The sequence below is a fragment of the Demequina sp. genome (genome assembly GCF_016278765.1).
GTDB lineage: Bacteria > Actinomycetota > Actinomycetes > Actinomycetales > Demequinaceae > Demequina.
In genome coordinates this window covers 1-18,920 of the sequence record NZ_JADQBE010000008.1, presented here as the reverse complement: position 1 = coordinate 18,920, position 18,920 = coordinate 1, and the positions used below count along the sequence as shown (strand labels likewise).

Sequence of the window (18,920 nt, the reverse complement as noted above, 5' to 3'; positions counted from 1 at the left end):
CGACATGGACTTCAGACCCATCAAGACGTGGTCGTACCCAGGCGCACTTCTCGATGCGCTGACGGACACCCGCCGTGTGGTCGTCGATGTGCAGATGCCGCTACCCACGGGTCGCGAGCACGAGGCGAACGCCCTCATGGAGCAGATGGTCGATCAACTCGATCACCACTTGATTCCGCGCGTCCGCGAGGAGGCCTCGCCCGCGATTGTCGTGGTGGGCGGGCCCACCGGCGCGGGCAAGTCCACCGTCGTCAACGCCTTGCTGGGGGAGACCCTGACCGCGTCGGGCGTGCTCCGCCCCACCACCAAGGTGCCGCACCTGTTCCACCACCCGGTGGATGGGTCCGTGCTCGACGAGGTGTCCCGGCGTGCTTCGGTTCACGCCACCGAAGCGGTGCCCCGAGGCTTGGCGATTGTCGACAGCCCGGACCTTGACTCGGTGCGCGGCGAGAACCGGGAGGTGGCCGAGGATCTTCTTGAGGCCTCGGATCTGTGGCTGTTCGTGACCACGCCGGCTCGCTACGGCGACGCGGTCCCCTGGAATGCGCTGCGCAGGGCCACGGGCCGCGGCGCGTCGGTAGCGATCGTCCTCAACCGCGTCACGGCAGACATTGCCGCCCAAATTAGGCGAGAACTCGTGGCGAGGCTCGCGACCGAGGAACTGTCGAACCTTCCGCTCTTTGTCATCCCCGAGAACGTCGAGGCGGACATCCCGCGCGACGTTGTCGGAAGCCTCGGCAGATGGCTCGACACGGTAGCCGCTGCGTCCGTCGACACCATCGTCGAGCGCACACTTCACGGCGGCATCGAGTCACTCAAGGTGTGGCTTGAGGAGCTGGCGGAGCACATGGACGACCAGGCGGCCGCGGCAAAGGAAGTGCGGGCCGAGGTGCGCCGATGCGCGGCGAAGGCCGAGGTGGGCGACGGCGAGAACTGGCATCAGGCCGTCGGCAAGGGCCCCGTCGAGGCGCGCTGGCGCCAGGCCACCGCTGAGCGCGGGCCGCTCTTCCGGGTCAGCAACAGCTTGTGGGTGAAGCGGCGCAGCGCGCGCGAGGCTCGCGACGCGACGTTGGTGGAGATTCACGCGGACCTGCTTGCCGCGGTCGAGGCGGCGCTGGCGCATGCGGCAGCCTCCGCGACCGATCGCATGATGGCGTCACTGAAGTCTGCAGACGGGGGTGTGGGTCCCTGGCTCGCCGAGCAACGCGACCCTCGCGATGCTCGTGTGGTGCGTGAGCGTCGCGCCGCCGACGCTGCACGCAACTGGCTCGACTCCTGCGAGAACCTGGCCGCCGAACTGCCTCACGCTGCCGGCGGCATCGCGGTGGTGGGCAGACAGGGGTTGGCCACCACCTTGGCATCGGCCGCAGTGGGCGTGGAGCCCGCGAGTGCCGTGCTGGCCGTACTCGTCAAGGACACCTCTACCGAGGCCATCGCTGCTGCGCGCGAAGCCCTTGCCACGGCGCGCCGGTTTGTCATCAACAAAGAGGCTCTGGACATGATGAAGCCGACCGACCTTGCGTCGCTCAGCACGGACGCGTCGTCCAAGGTGCGATTGCGCCGCGCCGAATTGCGGGCCTTGCTGTGAGCCCCACGTTCCAGGAACTGCCGCCTCGCACCGAGACCACGCAGTTGCAGGCCCGAGTAGACCGGCTCAAGGCGTCGATGGAATGGGCCGCGGAGGCCATCGATGCCGATGTGCGCGATGAGGTGTGGCGCACCATCAAGCGGTGCGACGAGCGGCTCGCGTTGGGCGTGGATCACACGATAGTCGCCCTCGCCGGTGGTACGGGCTCCGGAAAGTCGAGCCTGTTCAATGCGGTCGTAGGCACCGACTTTGCGGTCGTGGGGGTGGCGCGGCCCACCACCGCCGAGGTATCAGCGGCCGTCTGGGGGGACGCGGAGGAACTGCTCGCGTGGTTGGGTGTGGACGCCGACCGGCGACTGATCTTTGACGGCGGAGCGGAGATGGACGGCGTGGTGCTTCTTGACCTGCCCGACCACGACTCAATAGACCTGGCCAATCGTGACACCGTTGACCGGGTAGTGCCGCTTGCGGACCTGATCGTGTGGGTGGTGGACCCGCAGAAGTACGCCGACCACGCCCTGCATTCCGCATACCTCAAGGTGGCTTCGGATCACGGGCAGCCGTCGCTGATTGTGCTCAACCACGTCGACAGGCTGAGCGAAGCGGACGCTGCGACGGTGTCCAAAGACCTTGCGCGTCTGGTCATAGAAGAGGGAATCGATGACGCTCCCGTGATGCGCGTGAGCGCCCGGACGGGCAAAGGCGTCCGTGCCTTGCGTGGCGAGATTGCGGGTGCTGCGGCGACCCGCTCCGTGGCTGCCGAGGCCGTCCGTGCGGACCTGGTGGCTGCGGGCCGGGCTCTGGAGGGGGGCCTTGCGCGTGACGCGGACCCCGAGCTGCCCGATGTCGACGGACTCGTGGCGGCGTGCGCGCGGGCCACGGGAGTCGAGGCAAGGGCCGACGCCGCGGCCGCGGTCGCGGCCGGCAGGTCGGCGACCGTTCCGGACTCGTTGGGCGCGTCCCTGGCCGCCATCGAACAAGTGCGCCTCGAGTGGATTGACGCGGCCACGGTCGGCCTGCCGCTCGCATGGCGGATCGTGATGGACGACGCCGTGGTCCCGGCTGCCGTGCTCGCGGAGGAGATCGAAAGATCCCTGAACGCCGTGACCTGGCCGCCCGTCGTGTCGCCGAAGGGCCTGCGAGGGCTGGCGTCGCGCGCGTCGAACGGTCGGGCGGCGGGCCGCGTGGTGCGCACCCTGGGGCGCGAGGCCATCATGTCGGCTGTGGTGCCACACGTGGTCGATCCGACCGACCTGATTCATCAGGCCTATCGCAACCTCGACGAACTCACCGAACTGTCGTAGCCCCACTCAGCATCGGCACGCGGCGGTCCCACCGCACGCAGCGACGCGTCGTGCCCAGGCTGCTGCCACGGCTCGCCTCCACCGCCGGGACACGTGGCGACCGCACCGATCCGGGTTCGCATCCACAGTGGACGGACGCCGCGACTGCGGCAACGCAAGCGAGGAGGATGCAATGAACGATCTCACGATGACGGTGGCCGGCTGGGTCGCCACCGAGCCACGGCACGTGGTGGGCCCGACGGGCACCCGCCTGACGAGCTTCCGGTTGGCTTCCACGAGTCGCTACCTGGACCGTGACAAGGGCGAATGGGTGGACGGTCACACGGAGTGGTTCACGGTGCGCGTATTTCGGGGGCCGTCGATCACGGTGAAGGACTCGATCGAGAAGGGGCAGCCCGTGGTGGTGCAGGGCCGATTCCGTACCCATGAGTGGGAATCGGACTCGGGGCCGCGCACCGACCTCATCATCGACGCCACCAGCTTGGGACATGACCTGACGCGCGGCGTCGCGAAGTTTACGCGCGCCACCGGCGACGCCTCGCTGGAGGACCCGCGCTCGCGCGTGACGGCAGGCGGGGAAGGCGATGCGGAAACCGACGGCGAGATCGACGTTGCGGACGAGCCGGACGAGGTGGGGGTCGCGGCTTAGGCGCTGCACCCCGGGCGGGGCGCCGACCCGTCGACCGCCCCGCCGCAGGTGTCGGCTGGATTGCTCCACTCATGGACCGCGTAGGCTTGTACCCGGTTCTGGCGACCCCGAGTTGCCTCGTCTACAACATTCGGAGCGGTAGTGGCTGAGTTCATCTACACCATGTACAAGGCGCGCAAGGCGCACGGCGACAAGGTCATCCTCGATGACGTCACGCTCTCATTCTTGCCGGGCGCCAAGATCGGCGTGGTGGGCCCGAACGGTGCCGGTAAGTCGACGGTCCTCAAGATCATGGCGGGCCTCGAGCAGGCTTCCAATGGTGAGGCGCGGCTGAGCGACGGGTACACCGTCGGCATCCTCATGCAGGAGCCCGAGCTCAACGAAGACAAGACCGTGCTGGGCAACGTGCAAGAGGGCGCCGGAGAGACGATGGCCAAGCTCTTGCGTTTCAACGCCATCTCCGAAGAGATGGCCAGCCCCGACGCCGACTACGACACACTGCTTGCGGAGATGGGCACCCTGCAGGAGGAACTGGACCACGCGGACGCGTGGGACCTCGACGCCCAACTCGAGCAGGCCATGGACGCGCTGCGGTGCCCTCCGGCCGACTCTCCGGTGACCCACTTGTCCGGCGGTGAGCGACGCCGCGTGGCCCTGTGCAAGCTGCTGCTTCAGAAGCCCGACCTGTTGCTGCTCGACGAGCCCACAAACCACCTCGACGCCGAGTCGGTGCTCTGGCTTGAGCAACACCTCGCCAAGTACTCCGGCGCAGTCCTCGCCGTGACTCACGATAGGTACTTCCTCGACAACGTCGCCGAGTGGATTCTCGAACTCGACCGAGGTCGCGCCTATCCGTACGAAGGCAATTACTCGACGTACCTCGAAAAGAAATCCGCGCGCCTGGCGGTGCAGGGCAAGAAGGACCAGAAGCTCCAGAAGCGCCTCAAGGATGAACTCGAGTGGGTGCGTTCCAACGCGAAGGGTCGCCAGACCAAGTCAAAGGCCAGGCTCACGCGCTACGAGGAGATGGCCGCCGAGGCGGACCGGACCAAGAAGCTCGACTTCGAAGAGATCCAGATTCCCCCGGGGCCCCGGCTGGGCAATGTGGTGCTCGAGGCAAAGAACATCAAGAAGGGCTTCGGCGACCGCACCCTCATCGATGGACTCTCGTTCACGCTGCCGCGCAACGGCATCGTCGGCGTGATTGGCCCCAACGGCGTCGGCAAGACCACGCTGTTCAAGACGATCGTGGGTCTCGAGCCGCTCGATGAGGGGGAACTCAAAATCGGAGAGACCGTCAAGGTTTCGTATGTCGACCAGGGGCGCGGAGGCATTGACCCCACCAAGACGCTGTGGGAGGTCGTCTCCGACGGCCTGGACTACATCAAGGTGGGCCATGTCGAGATGCCGTCGCGCGCGTATGTGGGTGCGTTCGGCTTCAAGGGTCCGGACCAGCAGAAGCCCGCGGGCGTGCTGTCGGGCGGCGAGCGGAACCGCCTCAACCTGGCGCTCACCCTCAAGGAGGGCGGCAACGTGCTGCTGCTCGACGAGCCCACCAACGACCTCGACGTGGAGACGCTCGGGTCGTTGGAGAACGCGCTCCTTGAGTTCCCAGGCTGCGCCGTGGTGGTCTCGCACGACCGGTGGTTCCTCGACCGCGTCGTCACGCACATTCTCGCGTACGAAGGTACCGATGAGGACCCGGCGGCGTGGTATTGGTTCGAGGGGAACTTCGCCTCGTACGAGGAGAACAAGGTGTCCCGCCTTGGCGCTGACGCCGCACGTCCTCACCGCGTCACGTACCGCAAGCTCACGCGCGACTAGCACGGAGCGCCTTCGGCGCGAAGGTCGATCAGGTGTCGTGGACGATGACCGCATGTTCGGGGCGGTCGTCGTCCTCGCCCCCGGAGGGGTAGGCGGCGACCTCCGGGTGCCGGATCAGGTGAATCGTGGCGACGATGAGTCCGCCCCACACCAGCAGGGCCGACACTACGAAGAGTGTGATCGCGGTGGCGGTCATGTCAGTTCTCCTCCGTTGCGGCGACCGTCGGGTAGGGCGGCCACGGCTGGACGTCGTGCCCATTGCGGCGCCACGGAAGTGCCGTCGCCACTGCGGCGATCACGCCCATCGCGATGAGCGTGCCCCAGCCCATCACCAGCAGGAACCCGGTGGGGTAGCCTTCGTAGCCTTCGGTCGCCACCGTCACGATGCCGCGCACCAGCATGTACCCGAGCACGGCCGGAACCACGACGCCGACCAGCGCAAGCCACACCCGACCGAGTTTCACGGTCGACACCGCGTTGAGGTGGTGCAACAGTTCTGGCCCGCGGCGCAGCACCCACACGGTGAGCACCGACATGACCACGGCCGAGGCGACGACTCCGATGTTGTTGGTCCAATGGTCCGCCGTGTCCAGCGCGTACAGGCCCGACGTCGTGGAAAAGAGCGCGAATGACAGCAGCGCCGAGACAGTTCCAATCGCCATCGCACCCGAGCGTGGCGTGAGCCCAAACTTCTCTTGCACGGCGGCCGACGTCACCTGCAGGATCGACAGCAGCGAGGTGAAGCCCGCCAGCGTGAGAGTGCCGAAGAACAGGGCCCCAACGGCGGCACCGCCCGGCATCTGCGACAGGATCGCGGGGAACGTGATGAACGAAAGCCCGATGCCCGAGATGGTCTCGAGTTCAGCCACCGGGATTCTCTGTTGGAAGGCAAAGAAGCCGAGAGTCGCGAACACGCCGACGCCAGCCAGCAGTTCGAACGAAGAGTTGGCCAACGCCACCACCAGGCCAGGGCCGGTGAGGTTGGAACGGCGGCGACGGTAGGAGGCGTACGTAATCATGATGCCAAACGCGATCGACAGCGAGAAGAAGATCTGGCCGTACGCGGCGATCCACACGTTGGGGTCCGACAGCGCGCCCCAGTCGGGGGTGAAGAAGGCGTTGAGGCCCTCGGCAGCGCCGTCGAGGAACAGCGCACGCACCACCACGGCGCCGAACGTCACGGCGAGTAGCGGCATCACGATGATGTTGACCCGTTCCAGCCCACGGCTGACTCCGAGCGTGAGCACCACGATCGCGGCAATCCACACCAGTGCGAGGGGAACGGCAACGGAAGCGACGATGTCACTGGTGAGCGCCACCTCGTTGGACGCCTCGAGGTAGTCGCTCAGGAGGAAGCCAGCGGGGTCGTCACCCCAGCGCAGGTCGAAGGAGAAGACGAAGTAGCTGAGCGCCCATCCGATGATGGCCGTGTAGTACAGGGCAATCACAAAGGAGATGGAGACCTGGAACCAGCCGAGTGACTCGGTCCAGCGGCCCCAACGCCCTCCCAGGCGACGCAACGCAGTGGGGGCGGAACCGCGAAACCGGTGGCCGATCGCGTAGTCCAGAAAGAGGATCGGAATTCCTGCGGTGACAAGCGCCACGAGATAGGGGATCAGGAAGGCGCCGCCGCCGTTCTCGTAGGCCACCCCTGGGAAGCGCCAGATGTTGCCCAGGCCCACGGCCGAGCCGATTGCGGACAGGATGAAGCCCGTCTGCCCGGAGAACTGCTCGCGCGGCGCACCGGTGGACTCCTCGTTGGGTGCAGACATGTCACTCCCTCGCGATTTCGCCGCCACACTAGCAGTGCGCGCCGTGCCTCACGGAGGACTCAACGCCCACATGCTACTCGGCGGCCACGGACGACTCAGCGCTTGTCGCCGATTCAGCGCTTATCAACGAAACAGCGCCGGCCACCCGAAGGTGACCGGCGCTGCGTTCTTCACAGGCGCTGTGCCGTATGGGGAGGGAGAGACTACGCGGTGAGCGAGTCCACCCACTCCTGGTTGGCGGCGACCCAGTCGTTGACGATGCCCTCGTAAGCGGACTCGCTGTCGGCGGCCCGGAGCTTGTTCTCCAAGTCGGCCAGCAGTGCGCCGTCCATCTTGAAGTTCGCCAGCCAGGTGTTGACCTCGGGGAAGTCATCGCCAAAGCCGGTGCGCGAATAGGTGACCAGCTGCTCGGCGACGCCAAGGGTGCTCTCGGGGTCCTCGAGGTTCTTGACGTCATAGGCGCCGTAGACCCAGTGGGGCTCCCACAGCGTGACGGCAATGTTCTCGCCGTTCGCCATCGCGGTGTCCAGTTCCGCCAGCATGGCCGGGGTCGACGACGTGATGAAGTCCATGTCGCCCAGACCATAGGTCGGAATGACGCTGTCCTGCATTGCGGCGGTCAGACCGGCGCCGGGCTCGATGCCGACGATACGGTTGCCAAAGGCGTCCGCGTTATCGGCCAGGTCGGCGAGCGAGTCAACCGGGGCGTCGGCGTTCACGACGACCGTCAGTGCGGCGTTGTCAAACCAGGCGCCGACCTTGGTGATGTTGTCGCCGTACTCTTCGAGGTAGGAGGCGTGCGTGGTGGGCGACCACACATCGGTCACCAGGTCGTAGTCGCCATCGGCGACTGCCTGGAACACGGGGGCGGGGTCTGCATACTCGAGCGTGACGTTGTAACCCTTGCTGTCGAGAATGTTCTGCCACAGCAGCGACGTGGCAAGCGACTCGTCCCAGCCGTTGAACACAGCCATCGTGATGTCGCCGCCCGCAGCGGGAGCGTCCCCGCCGCCAGTAGCGGACGTGGTCGGGTCGGCCTCGGGCGACGACGAGCAACCGGCAAGCACAAGGCTTGCGGCAGCGGCCGTGGCGAGGAGCGCGGTAGAGCGCATCTTCATATGTGTTTCCTTTCTTGACGGGGAGAGTTTCTCCGCGTCTTGAGCATCGGGTGCCAAAGAACTTCCTGGCCGATGCGCGCGGCCACCCGTGTGTGGTCGCCGCGAGGTCTATGGGGTTGGGGGTTACGGAGCGGCCCTGGTGGCGCGGTTCTCGTCCACCATCTGGTCCATGTCTTCGCCGTCCGTGGTGTCGCGAGCGTCGTCGTCGCTCCCGCCGCTTGGAAGGCGGTCGGCCAGTCCACTCATGAGCGACTTCGCACGTTTGTTGCCAAACGCGCCGGTGAAGCGGTCCAGGATGATCGCGAGGATCACCACGGCCATCCCGGCATCGAAGCCGAGCGGCTTGTCAAGGGCGGACAGTGCCTTGGTCACTTCGCCACCAAGGCCGCCTGCGCCGACGAAGCCAGCGATCACGACCATGGACAGCGACAGCATGATGATCTGGTTGATGCCGGCCATGATCGAGGGCATCGCGAGGGGCAACTGGATCTGGCGCAAGATGCGGCCCGGGCTCGCACCGAATGCATGTCCGGCCTCGACCACTTCGTGGTCCACGCCGCGGATACCCAATTCGGTGAGTCGGACCCCGGGAGCCAGAGCGAACAGGACGGTCGCGAAGATGCCGGGCGCCACGCCAATGCGGAACAGCGCGATGGCGGGAATCAGGTACACCAGCGCGGGCATCGTCTGGAGAAAGTCCATGATCGGCTTGACGATGGCCGACACCACCGCGTTGCGGGCCGCCCAGATGCCGATCGGGATCGAGATGATGATGGCGAGGAACGCGGATACCAGCACGAGGGACAGCGAGTCCATGGCGTTCTCCCACTGGTCGACGCCGAGGATGAACAACAGCCCGGCTGCGGTGCCAAGTCCAAACTTCCACCCGCGTGCCAGCAGTGCTGCGATGGCGACCACAATGATGACGGCTGCCACCGGCGGAGTATTGAACACCCAGTTCACCGAGTCGTACATGCCGAGGTAGACGCTTCTCATCAAGGTGAAGAACCAGTCAAGATTGGTGGACACCCAGTTCAGACCGGACTCGATCCATTCTCCAAAGTGAATGCGGAAGTCCATCAGTTGACCTCCCCGATCTTGAGGGAACCCGAGTTGACGGCGGCATTCAGGGCCTCATCAACCACGTCGGTCGGTATGGGGTCCAGGTCGGGGCTCGCTTGCGCGGCCGCCTCCGGTTCACCTCCGAGGGTGGCCAGCAACGTGACTCGCGGAATGACGCCAATGAGGCGGCTCTTGCCGTCCACGACTCCCAGCGGCAGCGCGTATTCCAGCGACGGGATGAACAGTTCAGAGAGCGCGGTGTCATTCGGAACGGCGCCATGGTCGGCGCGCACGATGCTCTTGAGCCCCTTTTCGCCCTTGCGCACCAGATCGAGGCAATCGCGGTCAGTGACCCAGCCCACGAGTGTGCGGTCGCGGTTCACCACGTACACGCCGCTCAACTGCTCGTCGCGCATGGCCTTGAGCGCGCCGTGCGGGCCTTCATTCAGGTGGACCACGGCGCGCGGCTTGCGCATCACCGACTCGGCCGTAAGCACGCGGGTGCGGTCCACATCCTGCACAAACTGTTCGACGTAGTCGTTCGCAGGGTTGGTGAGGATCTCCTCGGGAGTTCCGATCTGGACAATGCGCCCGTCACGCATCACGGCGATCCGGTCACCGAGGAACATCGCCTCGTTGAGATCGTGGGTGATGAAGATGATCGTCTTGCCGAGCGTGGACTGCAGTTCGAGCAGCTGCTCTTGCATCTCGCGGCGGATGAGGGGGTCGAGCGCGGAGAACGCCTCGTCCATGAGCAGCACCTCGGTGTCGGCCGCGAGTGCACGGGCCAAGCCCACGCGCTGCTGCATGCCGCCGGAAAGTTCGCTCGGGTGCTTGTCTTCCCAGCCGCCCAATCCGACCACCTGGGTCACCTCGCGGGCCTTCGCCTCGCGTTGATCACGGGGTACGCCCTGAATCTCCAGGCCGTACGCGACGTTGTCGAGCACGGTGCGGTGCGGGAGCAGTGCGAAGTGCTGGAAGACCATCGACATGCGCTTGCGACGGAGATTGCGCAGTAGCTTTGCCGAGGTGCCGGTGACGCTCTCGCCAGCGACTTCGACGGTTCCGGCGGTCACCTCGTGAAGGCCGTTGAGCATGCGGATCAGGGTGGACTTTCCGGATCCGGAAAGTCCCATCACCACAAAGATCTCGCCGCGTGCCACCTCAAACGAGGCGTCGATCACGGCAGCGGTCGTGCCGCTGCCGAGCGAGTCTCGGGAGTCGCCCGCCTGCAATTTCTGCACGGCCGACTCGGGGTGTTTGCCGAAGACTTTGTACAGGCTGTGGGCCTTCAACGCAATGGTGTCAGTCACGTGATCCTCAGGTGAGCAGCCCGGGGGCACTCCGGTTGCGGTCGCTCCTGACCACGAGGGACTCGCAGCCGTCGGACGGCAGTCACGGACCCGCAGCCCCGATGGCGGGGCATGCGTGGCCAGGTTTCAACGCAATCGCAACAAGGCGACGCACAGCGACCTGGGCTTGTCTTCGCCACCTCGGAAACGCGGTGCGCATCAACAGGGTGGCCCTACCAAGGTAGCGTCATGCGACGGCAGAACCAAATATGCCTGGTAGAAGTGCCAGTCAGTGGCCTTCCGGCATGCGTAGCATGCCCTCTTGAGCGACGGATGCGACCAGCCTTCCGTCTTCGCTGAACACCCAGGAACCGCACATTCCTCTGCCGCTTTGCGCGGTCGGCGCGTCCTGCACAAACAGGAGCCATTCGTCGGCGCGGGCGGGGCGGTGCCACCACAAGGCGTGGTCCAGGCTCGCGAACGCCATCCCAGGTGTCGTCCATGAGGCTCCGTGGCGTCGCAGGGCTGGCTCAAGGATCACCTGGTCGGAGCCGAAGGCGAGCAGCGCACGGTGCATCAGGTCGCTCACGTCGAGGGCGCGGCGCACGCGCATCCATGCGGTCTGGTACTGCTTGGGCGCCTTGTCGGGCTCCATGAAGATCGAACCCTCAACGTGCCGGACGTCGAAGGGCGCCGAGTTGAGCCAGAAGTCCGCGGTGGGGTGCCCGGCGAAGGGGCTGAATACATCGATGACGGACGCCAGCGCATCCGGCGGCGGCACCTCCGGCATACGCACGGAGTGTTCCGGGCCATCTTGAGTCTCCTGGAAGGACGCGATCATCGACAGGATCGGCTTCTCGTCTTGGAAGGCGTGGGTCCGGCGCGCAGAGAATGACCTCCCGTCTCGCAGTTCCTCGACCTCAAAGCGGATGGGGCGACTCGCGTCGCCCGGCCGCAGGAAGTACCCGTGCATGGAGTGCGCCACGCGGGACTCGTCCACGGTGTGGCCCGCCGCGAGCACGGCTTGAGCAAGCGCCTGGCCGCCAAACACGCGCCCTCCCGGCATCGGCAACGAGTCGCCCTCAAAGGTGGTGTCGCCCAATCGGCGCAGATCCAGTGAGCCCAGCCCTGCAGCCACCGCAGCGTCCCCCCAGGTGTCGTCCACATGCTCCATGCTGTCTCCTTTGCTTTGGCTCTGTGATGCTGTGGTGTGGTGACGCGGTGGGTGAGCGTGCCAAGCGCGGTGCAGTAGCCACACCGCGAGCCTAGCCGCGCCGCGCGCGGTGACGAGGACGCACGTATCGTTGCTGTAGGGCAACCGCGAGAGCGCTCATGGGAGAAGCTAACGGGCACGTGACGGGCGTCGCAGGTTGGCGCCGCAAGCGCGGCGTGACGGCGCTACGTGCGGTCATTGTGGGCGCAACCCTGGCCGTCCTGGGAGTCATCGCGGTGTTCAGCGACGCGATGTTCTTCTACGGCGTCGACGATGGTGGGGAAGGCCTCGTGGCGATCGTGGGGACGGCGGCGATGCTCGCCGCCAGCTTCGGTTTCGCGGGGCTGATCTACTGGTGGGTGGACCACCTTGTCGGCTGCCGCGGAAGGGTGGTGAGTGTCACGGTCCACACGGCGATTGGCGTCGCGATTGCGCTGGTGGTGGTGCTGCCTGGGGGCTCGGGCTATGAGAGCGCAGGGGATGAGGCACTGGGGATCACGTTGATGTCAGGTGCCGTGCTCATGGCGACCTGGTCGCGGGTTTTGTGCGCGGATCGTTCGAGCCGGGGCGGGGAGCGGCTGACTGGGGCGTGCGGTGTCCTCGAACGTGTTGATCATCGAGTGAGCGGCGCGCTCAAGATAGTCGAGCAGGGTGGCTTGGTGCAGTGGCGCCAGCCCCGCCTCTTCCACCGCGACCCGCATGTGAGTCATCCAGTGGTCTCGCGCCTCGGGGTTCACGTGGAACGGCTGGTGGCGCATTCTCAGGCGGGGGTGGCCGCGTTGGTCCGAGTAGGTGGTCGGCCCTCCCCAATACTGCTCAAGGAACAGGGTGAGTCGCTCGGCGGCACCGTCCATGTCGTGTGCCGGGTACATGGGCGACAGGACTTCATCGGTGCGCACGCCCTCGTAGAAGCGTCGCACGATGCGCACGAATGTCTCGTGTCCGCCCACCGCGTCGAAGAAGGTTTGGCCCGGATGCTGGACGGGACCGGCACCGACGCTCATGCCGGGTGTCGGCTCTGCGCCGTCGGGGGTGGGCGAACTCACGTCTCGTCTTCCGACGCTGCCGCACGCTTGGCGGGGCGCTTGGGTACGCGCTTGGGTGGGGTCGTGGTGTCACGGTCCACGAGCAGCGTCTGGTCCGGAACGGCCATGCGGATTCCGCGCTCGTCGAAGATGCGCCGCATCTCGAGGCGCACCTTGCGCATGATGTCCCACTGCTTGATGGGTGCCACCTGGATCATGAGGCGGATCGCGACGCTGTAGTAGTCAAACGACTCGATGCCGGGAACCTCGGGCTCCGACAGGATGGCCTGGTCGACGTCCTCGTCGGCCTCGCGAGCGGCGGTCACCGCATCCAGCATGGCTTGGCGCGCCACCTCGAGATCGGTGTCGTAACTCAGTCGCACCTCAATGAAGACCCGCGACCACAGCCTCGTCATGTTTCCTACACGGCGGATCTCTCCGTTTGGGACGTACCAGACGGTGCCGTCCAAGGAGCGCAAACGCGTGGAGCGCAGGCCCACCTCTTCCACCAATCCGGACGCCTCGCCGAGGTCGACGACGTCGCCGACGCCGTACTGGTCCTCGATCAGCATGAACAGGCCCGCGAGCAGGTCTTTGACGAGCGACTGGGCGCCGAAGCCGAATGCCACGCCCACGATCCCGGCTGACGCGAGCAGAGGCGCCACGGGAAGGCCCGCCAATTGCAGAATCATGACGACAGTCACGGCGATGAGAACGACGGCCAGTGCCGAGTTCAGCACCGTGCGAATGGTGCCGGCGCGCTGACGTCGACGCAGCGCCTCGAGCTCGACCTCTTGAGGATCGACGGGGTCCAATTCCACGCGTGCGAGTTCGAGCGCCTGACGGGCCCTGCTGCGGAACGGAAGCCCGGTCTCGATGCTATGGGTGACCGCCCGGACCGCGACGCGTCCGAGAATCCACACCACCGTGGCACCCAGCAGGATGAAACCCACACCAATGGCGGAGGCCACCAAGTCCTGCACCCACACGGGAGCGTCGGGCAATCCCGAAGCGATCCACGCGTTCCACGGCGGCGCGTCGCTCGAGGTGGTATCGGCGGTGGAGGTGGACGAAATAAGCGCATTGTTGAAGACGTGCATCGTTCCAGAGTAATGGCCCCGGCGAGGCCTCCCGCAATGCTTCCCAAACCTGGCAGGATGAGGACCGTGAGTGACGAAGTGCACGACGGGCGGCCATCACCGGCGTTGGCGACCCTTGCCCGAGCGTGCGGCGTGGCTACGGACGTCCACCTGATCGACGGAACGCACCAGACCTCGTCGCGTGGCGCGCTGGTGGCCATCCTGGCCGCGATGGGCATCGACGCCCGTGACGACGACGCCTGCCGCACGTCGCTTGAGCAGCTCAAGGACTACGTGTGGACGCGCATCGTGCCGCCGGTCACGGTGCTTCGGGAGGGCCAGTCGCGCGAGATTCCGGTGCACCTGCCGCACGGCGCGACCGTGACGGCGCTGCTGCGCACCGAGGACGGCATCGAGCGACCGCTCGAACAGGTCGACAAGGTGGTGGAGCCGCACGGCGTCGGCTCCGTCGCGGTAGGTCGGGCGACGTTTCGGATCCCCGACGATCTGCCGCTCGGGTGGCATGTGGTCGAGGCGGTGTTCCCGGGGCGCCGCGGCCGCGGCTACGTGGTGGTGACGCCCGAACGCCTCGAGGTGCCTCCCGCGTTGGCCGCCCGCCGTCCGTGGGGCCTCATGACCCAGCTGTATTCGCTCAGGTCCAGGCGCTCCTGGGGCATCGGCGACCTCGGCGACCTCGCCGACCTGTGTTCCCTGGCCAAGATCCGCGCCGGAGCAGACTTTGTGCTCATCAACCCGCTGCACGCCAACGAGGCCGTGTCGCCGCTCAGCCCCTCGCCGTATCTGCCCTCCTCCCGGCGGTTCATCGCCCCCATGTACATCCGCGTCGAGGACATTCCTGAAGTGGCGTATGTGCCGTCTCAGCAGCGCGCGGTCATCGAGTGGGAGTCGGAGCGCCCCAGCCGCAACAACGGCACCGACGAGCTACTGGATCGCGACGACGTGTGGAGCGCCAAGGTGGAGGCGCTCGAGCACATCTTTGAGGCGCCACGTTCCCCCGGCAGGGAGGCGCAGTTCGGGGCGTTTTGCGTGCGCGAGGGCAAGGTCCTTGAGGATTACGCCACCTGGGCGGCGATCTCCGAGGAATACCAGGGCAAACCCTGGCCCGACGAACTCGCGACGGCGTCGTCCGCCGCCGTTGCCGCGTGGCGGGACCGGCACTCGGACCGGGTGCTGTTCCACGCGTGGATGCAGTGGATCGCTGACGAACAGGCCGCGCACGCGCAATCGACGGCTCGCAACGCCGGCATGAGCATCGGCGTCATCACCGACTTGGCGGTGGGCGTGCACCCGTCAGGGGCCGACGCGTGGAGCCTTCACCGCGTGCTCGCCAAGGGCATGAGTGTGGGAGCGCCGCCGGACGGCTTCAGCCCTCAAGGGCAGGACTGGTCGCAGCCGCCGTGGCAACCACGGGCGCTCGAGGCCGCCGCGTACGTGCCATTCCGCGATGTGGTCCGAGCGGCCGTCAGACATTCGGGTGCCGTGCGCGTCGATCACATCTTGGGGCTCTTTCGCCAGTGGTGGATCCCGTTGGGCCACGGAGCTGGCGATGGATCCTACGTGCAGTTTGATCACGAGGCGCTCATCGGGATTCTCATCTTGGAAGCGCACCGTGCGGGCGCGATCGTCATCGGCGAGGATCTTGGCACCGTGGAGCCGTGGGTGCGCGACTATCTCAGTTCGCGCGGAGTGCTCGGCACGTCGGTGCTGTGGTTCGAGCGCACGCACGACGGAGGGTTCACACCTCCCGAGCACTACCGGGCCGATGCTCTGGCCACCGTCACCACTCATGACCTTCCCACCACCGCCATGATGTTCGCGGGCACTCAGGTGGATCTGCGTGCGGAACTGGGCCTCATAGACGACCCAGCGTCTGCCGCGGCGCAGGCGGCCGAGGAGTTGCGAAAGCTTGTCGCGCTGTTGCGAGAGCGCGACTGGGTGATCGAGGACTACGAAGAAGAGGACCTCATCGTGGGGGTGCATCGGATGGTGCTCGCCTCGCCCGCCATTCTCACGGGCGTTGCCATCACCGACGCCGTGGGGGACCTGCGTGCGCAAAACGTGCCCGGCACCTTCGAGGAGTACCCCAACTGGAGGATTCCGCTCACGGATCGCAACGGAGTGCCCGTGTTGCTTGACGATCTGTTCGACCACCCGCGCATGCGGCGGCTCGTGGGGGCCATTCGCGCGGCGCGAGCCTAGAGGGCCGAGCGACCCGCCGACTCCCGAGTCTTACGCGCTCGCGGCCTGTGCAGCCAGCGCTCGCTGCACCTCATCAAGGCCCTCAACCACGATCTTGACCAAGACTGAGGGAGCGTCCGAGTTGTTTGCCAACCACCGCTCGATGTCCGATTCCAGGGTGGGAATTCGGCCGACCGCCCAGGTGGGGAACACGTAGCGGGCCACGCGCGCACCCACCCATCCCTCGTTGGCTTCGTAGTAGTCGCGCAACTCGGCCAGCAGCGTCGGCGCCAGAGGCGCCAACAATGCGGGGTCCGTCGCGCGGGAAAGACCCAGGGCAGTCTCGTATTGCACGGCGTTGGGCGCGGGCTCGTCGGCTGGGTGTGCGAGGGCATCCCATGCGGCACGCTTGGCCTCCGGCGTCGCGATGACGGCTCTGGTACCGGCGGCGCGACGCCGCCCGATCGCGCCCGGGTCGAGCGCTAGCCGCTGCTCGATCTCGGCGGCGCCAGCCACGCCGCACGCCGCCATCCCCGCGAGCAGGTCCCACGCAAGATCGGTATCGACCTCCACCCCAGGCAAGGTATCCGAACCGTCGAGCAGCGCGCCCAGGCGTGCCGCCTGGGCAGGGGTGGTCGCCAGCCGGGCGTACGCCTTAAGCGCCTGCAACTGCAGGTCGCTTCCGGACGCGGCCGCGTCCGCCGTCGCCCACAGGCTTTCCGCGGCGGCCTCGGTCGCCGCCGCCGCCTGGGCCGGGGGTACGTAGCGAGTCAGGGCGATCACCATGGTGCGCGCGTGAGCCTCGGCGACCTCGGAGTTGGCGATGACCGGTAGCGCGGCCAGCACGGCGTCAATGTAGTGCCGCGCGGGCAACGCGGCGTCGCGGCACATGTGCCAGAGGGCGTCGAGCACCGAGGCCTGCGCCATCGGATGCCTCAAGTCGCCCACGTGGGCGGCCACGGTGGCGAGGGACACGATGTCCAGGTGAGCCTTGGCATAGGTGCGGTCGGCGTCGTTGACCAGTAGCAGGTCGGGGCGCGGTGTGCCGATGACGTCGGGAACCTCCGTCACCGCGCCGGCGAGCGAAGCGACCACGCTCCACGCGCGCTCGAACTTGTCACCCACGTGCGCGTAGCCAGCGATGGTGACGCGGTGCGGGCGGTGCACGGGGTGGGCGTCCGGCACATCCTCGGCGACCGCAAAGGACGTGACGACGCCAGCGTCGTCCGTCTCGATGACCGGGCGCAGGGTGGTGGCGCCCGGGGTCTCGAGCCAGGCGCGAGCCCAGCCGTCCAGTGGCGTCATGGCGGCCGTCTCGACCTCGGCCAGGAACTCGGCCAAGGTGGCATTGCCAAAGGCATGACGCTTGAGGTAGGCGGCCACGCCGGCAAAGAACGCGTCTTCACCCACGTGTGCGGCCAGCTGCTTGAGTGCGGAGGCGCCCTTGGCGTAGGTGATCATGTCGAACGCGCTGACGGTCGCCTCGAGATCGGGAATCTCGGTGACGATCGCGTGGGTCGTAGGCAGCTGGTCCTGCACGTAGGCGTTGGACTTGCGGCTCGCGCCGAACGTCACCCACGCATCCTTCCAAGGCGTGACCTGCTCGGTGGCCCATGTGCCCACAAATTCGGCGAACGACTCGTTGAGCCACAGGTCGTCCCACCAGCGCATCGTCACCAGGTTCCCGAACCACATGTGGCTGAGTTCGTGCAGCACCACATTGAGGCGGCGCTCACGCGCGGCATCGGAGGGCCGCGAACGGAACAGCAGGTGGTCCTCTGAGAACGTCACGCAGCCCACGTTCTCCATGGCCCCCAGGTTGTATTCCGGAACGAACACCTGGTCGTACTTGTCGTACGGGAATTCGGTGTCGAACACCTTTTCGTACAGGGTCATGCCGGCCTGAACCGTGCCGATCATCTCCTCGGCATCCAGGTGGGCGGCCAGGTTCTTGCGGCCATAGACCCGGGCCTTGAGCGGACCCCTGCGGGTGCGGAGGCTGCCCTCGGCCCATGCGTAGGGCCCGGCCACCACGGCGGCCACGTAGGTGGGCAGCGGCACGGTGGGAGCGAAGGTCCAGCGGTTCACCCCGCCCTCGCCGATGCTCGTGGTGGCCCCGGGCACGGGCGTCGGCTCGGGGGTGGGGGAGTTCGATACCACCACCCAGTGGGCCGGCGCGAGCACCTCGATGGCAAACGTCGCCTTGATGTCGGGCTGGTCAAAGCACGGGAAGGTGCTATGCGCGTCGGCCGCCGCGTATTGGCTGTAGAGGTAGACCTCGCCATCCTCGGGGTCGATAAAGCGGTGGATGCCCTGGCCGTCGGTGCGGTACGCGAAGTCGGCTTCGACGGCGACAATGTTGTGTTCTGCCAGGCTCGATAGTTCGACGCGGCCATCCGCGGCGTACGTCGCGGGAGCAAGCGCCGTGCCGTTGAGGGTGATGCTCGTGACCGTGGCGCCGATGCAGTCCAGGAAGGTGCTCGCACCTGCCGGCGCATCGAAGGTGACGACGGTGCGGTTGCGGTAGGTATCGCCCGGACCCGTGAAGTCCCACGAGATGTCGTAGGTGGCGGACGGGATCAGCGCGGCGCGGTCGGCCGCTTCGCTCTTGGTGAGGTTCATACCTGGCATGAGGACGAGTCTGCCACCTACTCGACCAGGCCGACCGACGCGGGCGCGGCCACTGCCCGTGAGGCGGAACTGTAGACAAGGGGGGGGACGCGGCGGGCCGAGCGAGCGCGCCACGCGTAGTGCCTCATGTCAAGATGCTCGCGAAAGTTGGGTGCGTGCCTCAC

At 66.7% G+C, this 18,920-nt stretch carries 15 protein-coding genes; 5 read left to right on the top strand and 10 right to left on the bottom strand.

Translation table 11 applies throughout. The features are described 5' to 3' along the window. Window positions 1–4 precede the first annotated feature (4 nt). The 4 genes from QZZ29_RS01200 to ettA all read left to right on the top strand — a co-directional run bounded on the left by QZZ29_RS01200 (window position 5) and on the right by ettA (window position 5,365). Window positions 5–1,588 (top strand): hypothetical protein, encoded by a 1,584-nt coding sequence (locus tag QZZ29_RS01200; RefSeq protein ID WP_291380747.1) that lies wholly within the window; start codon window positions 5–7, stop codon window positions 1,586–1,588. Then, entirely contained in the window at window positions 1,585–2,892 is a 1,308-nt protein-coding gene (locus QZZ29_RS01195; protein WP_291380746.1) for a GTPase, read from the top strand. Before QZZ29_RS01200 ends, QZZ29_RS01195 begins: the two co-directional genes overlap by 4 nt. Before the next feature lie 172 nt (window positions 2,893–3,064). Beyond that, entirely contained in the window at window positions 3,065–3,541 is a 477-nt protein-coding gene (locus QZZ29_RS01190; protein WP_291380745.1) for a single-stranded DNA-binding protein, read from the top strand. Window positions 3,542–3,682: 141 nt separating this feature from the next. Beyond that, window positions 3,683–5,365: an energy-dependent translational throttle protein EttA gene (ettA, locus tag QZZ29_RS01185; protein WP_291380744.1), complete on the top strand. Its 1,683-nt coding sequence runs from the start codon at window positions 3,683–3,685 to the stop codon at window positions 5,363–5,365. A 28-nt stretch (window positions 5,366–5,393) separates the two neighbouring features. Here ettA and QZZ29_RS01180 read toward each other — a convergent pair whose 3' ends face one another. The 9 genes from QZZ29_RS01180 to QZZ29_RS01140 form a co-directional block, all read right to left on the bottom strand. Further along, the gene (locus tag QZZ29_RS01180; RefSeq protein ID WP_291380743.1) at window positions 5,394–5,561 is read right to left on the bottom strand and encodes a methionine/alanine import family NSS transporter small subunit; all 168 of its coding nucleotides are present in this window, start codon (window positions 5,559–5,561) and stop codon (window positions 5,394–5,396) included. Between the two features lies 1 nt (window position 5,562). Further along, window positions 5,563–7,137: a sodium-dependent transporter gene (locus QZZ29_RS01175; protein WP_291380742.1), complete on the bottom strand. Its 1,575-nt coding sequence runs from the start codon at window positions 7,135–7,137 to the stop codon at window positions 5,563–5,565. 203 nt (window positions 7,138–7,340) lie between these two features. Then, on the bottom strand, window positions 7,341–8,255 hold the full coding sequence (locus QZZ29_RS01170) for a glycine betaine ABC transporter substrate-binding protein (RefSeq protein ID WP_291380741.1): 915 nt from the start codon (window positions 8,253–8,255) through the stop codon (window positions 7,341–7,343). Window positions 8,256–8,378: 123 nt separating this feature from the next. Next, the gene (locus QZZ29_RS01165; protein ID WP_291380867.1) at window positions 8,379–9,338 is read right to left on the bottom strand and encodes an ABC transporter permease subunit; all 960 of its coding nucleotides are present in this window, start codon (window positions 9,336–9,338) and stop codon (window positions 8,379–8,381) included. Further along, window positions 9,335–10,630 (bottom strand): glycine betaine/L-proline ABC transporter ATP-binding protein, encoded by a 1,296-nt coding sequence (locus QZZ29_RS01160; protein WP_291380740.1) that lies wholly within the window; start codon window positions 10,628–10,630, stop codon window positions 9,335–9,337. Before QZZ29_RS01160 ends, QZZ29_RS01165 begins: the two co-directional genes overlap by 4 nt. Before the next feature lie 268 nt (window positions 10,631–10,898). Further along, window positions 10,899–11,783 (bottom strand): acyl-CoA thioesterase domain-containing protein, encoded by an 885-nt coding sequence (locus QZZ29_RS01155; protein WP_291380739.1) that lies wholly within the window; start codon window positions 11,781–11,783, stop codon window positions 10,899–10,901. 224 nt (window positions 11,784–12,007) lie between these two features. Continuing rightward, window positions 12,008–12,232 carry a hypothetical protein gene (locus tag QZZ29_RS01150; RefSeq protein ID WP_291380738.1) on the bottom strand — a complete coding sequence of 75 codons (225 nt, stop codon included), beginning with the start codon at window positions 12,230–12,232 and terminating at the stop codon, window positions 12,008–12,010. Between the two features lie 96 nt (window positions 12,233–12,328). Beyond that, a complete protein-coding gene (locus QZZ29_RS01145) occupies window positions 12,329–12,826 on the bottom strand; it encodes a globin (protein WP_291380866.1) in 498 nt (165 codons plus the stop codon). 38 nt (window positions 12,827–12,864) lie between these two features. Further along, window positions 12,865–13,947 carry a mechanosensitive ion channel family protein gene (locus QZZ29_RS01140; protein WP_291380737.1) on the bottom strand — a complete coding sequence of 361 codons (1,083 nt, stop codon included), beginning with the start codon at window positions 13,945–13,947 and terminating at the stop codon, window positions 12,865–12,867. 57 nt (window positions 13,948–14,004) lie between these two features. Here QZZ29_RS01140 and malQ point away from each other — a divergent pair, with 57 nt between their 5' ends. After that, on the top strand, window positions 14,005–16,146 hold the full coding sequence (gene malQ, locus QZZ29_RS01135; RefSeq protein ID WP_291380736.1) for a 4-alpha-glucanotransferase: 2,142 nt from the start codon (window positions 14,005–14,007) through the stop codon (window positions 16,144–16,146). A 30-nt stretch (window positions 16,147–16,176) separates the two neighbouring features. On the opposite strand, the gene pepN is transcribed toward malQ, so the two are convergent. Further along, complete coding sequence (gene pepN, locus QZZ29_RS01130) at window positions 16,177–18,756, bottom strand: aminopeptidase N (RefSeq protein ID WP_291380735.1); 2,580 nt, start codon at window positions 18,754–18,756, stop codon at window positions 16,177–16,179. Window positions 18,757–18,920: the final 164 nt, after the last annotated feature.

Coding starts and splice junctions, on each gene's coding strand:
- QZZ29_RS01200 (WP_291380747.1), top strand. CDS start 5: ATGGACTTCAGACCCATCAAGACGTGGTCGTACCCAGGCGCACTTCTC.
- QZZ29_RS01190 (WP_291380745.1), top strand. CDS start 3,065: ATGAACGATCTCACGATGACGGTGGCCGGCTGGGTCGCCACCGAGCCA.
- QZZ29_RS01180 (WP_291380743.1), bottom strand. CDS start 5,561: ATGACCGCCACCGCGATCACACTCTTCGTAGTGTCGGCCCTGCTGGTG.
- QZZ29_RS01175 (WP_291380742.1), bottom strand. CDS start 7,137: ATGTCTGCACCCAACGAGGAGTCCACCGGTGCGCCGCGCGAGCAGTTC.
- QZZ29_RS01170 (WP_291380741.1), bottom strand. CDS start 8,255: ATGAAGATGCGCTCTACCGCGCTCCTCGCCACGGCCGCTGCCGCAAGC.
- QZZ29_RS01155 (WP_291380739.1), bottom strand. CDS start 11,783: ATGGAGCATGTGGACGACACCTGGGGGGACGCTGCGGTGGCTGCAGGG.
- QZZ29_RS01145 (WP_291380866.1), bottom strand. CDS start 12,826: ATGAGCGTCGGTGCCGGTCCCGTCCAGCATCCGGGCCAAACCTTCTTC.
- QZZ29_RS01140 (WP_291380737.1), bottom strand. CDS start 13,947: ATGCACGTCTTCAACAATGCGCTTATTTCGTCCACCTCCACCGCCGAT.
- malQ (WP_291380736.1), top strand. CDS start 14,005: ATGAGGACCGTGAGTGACGAAGTGCACGACGGGCGGCCATCACCGGCG.
- pepN (WP_291380735.1), bottom strand. CDS start 18,756: ATGCCAGGTATGAACCTCACCAAGAGCGAAGCGGCCGACCGCGCCGCG.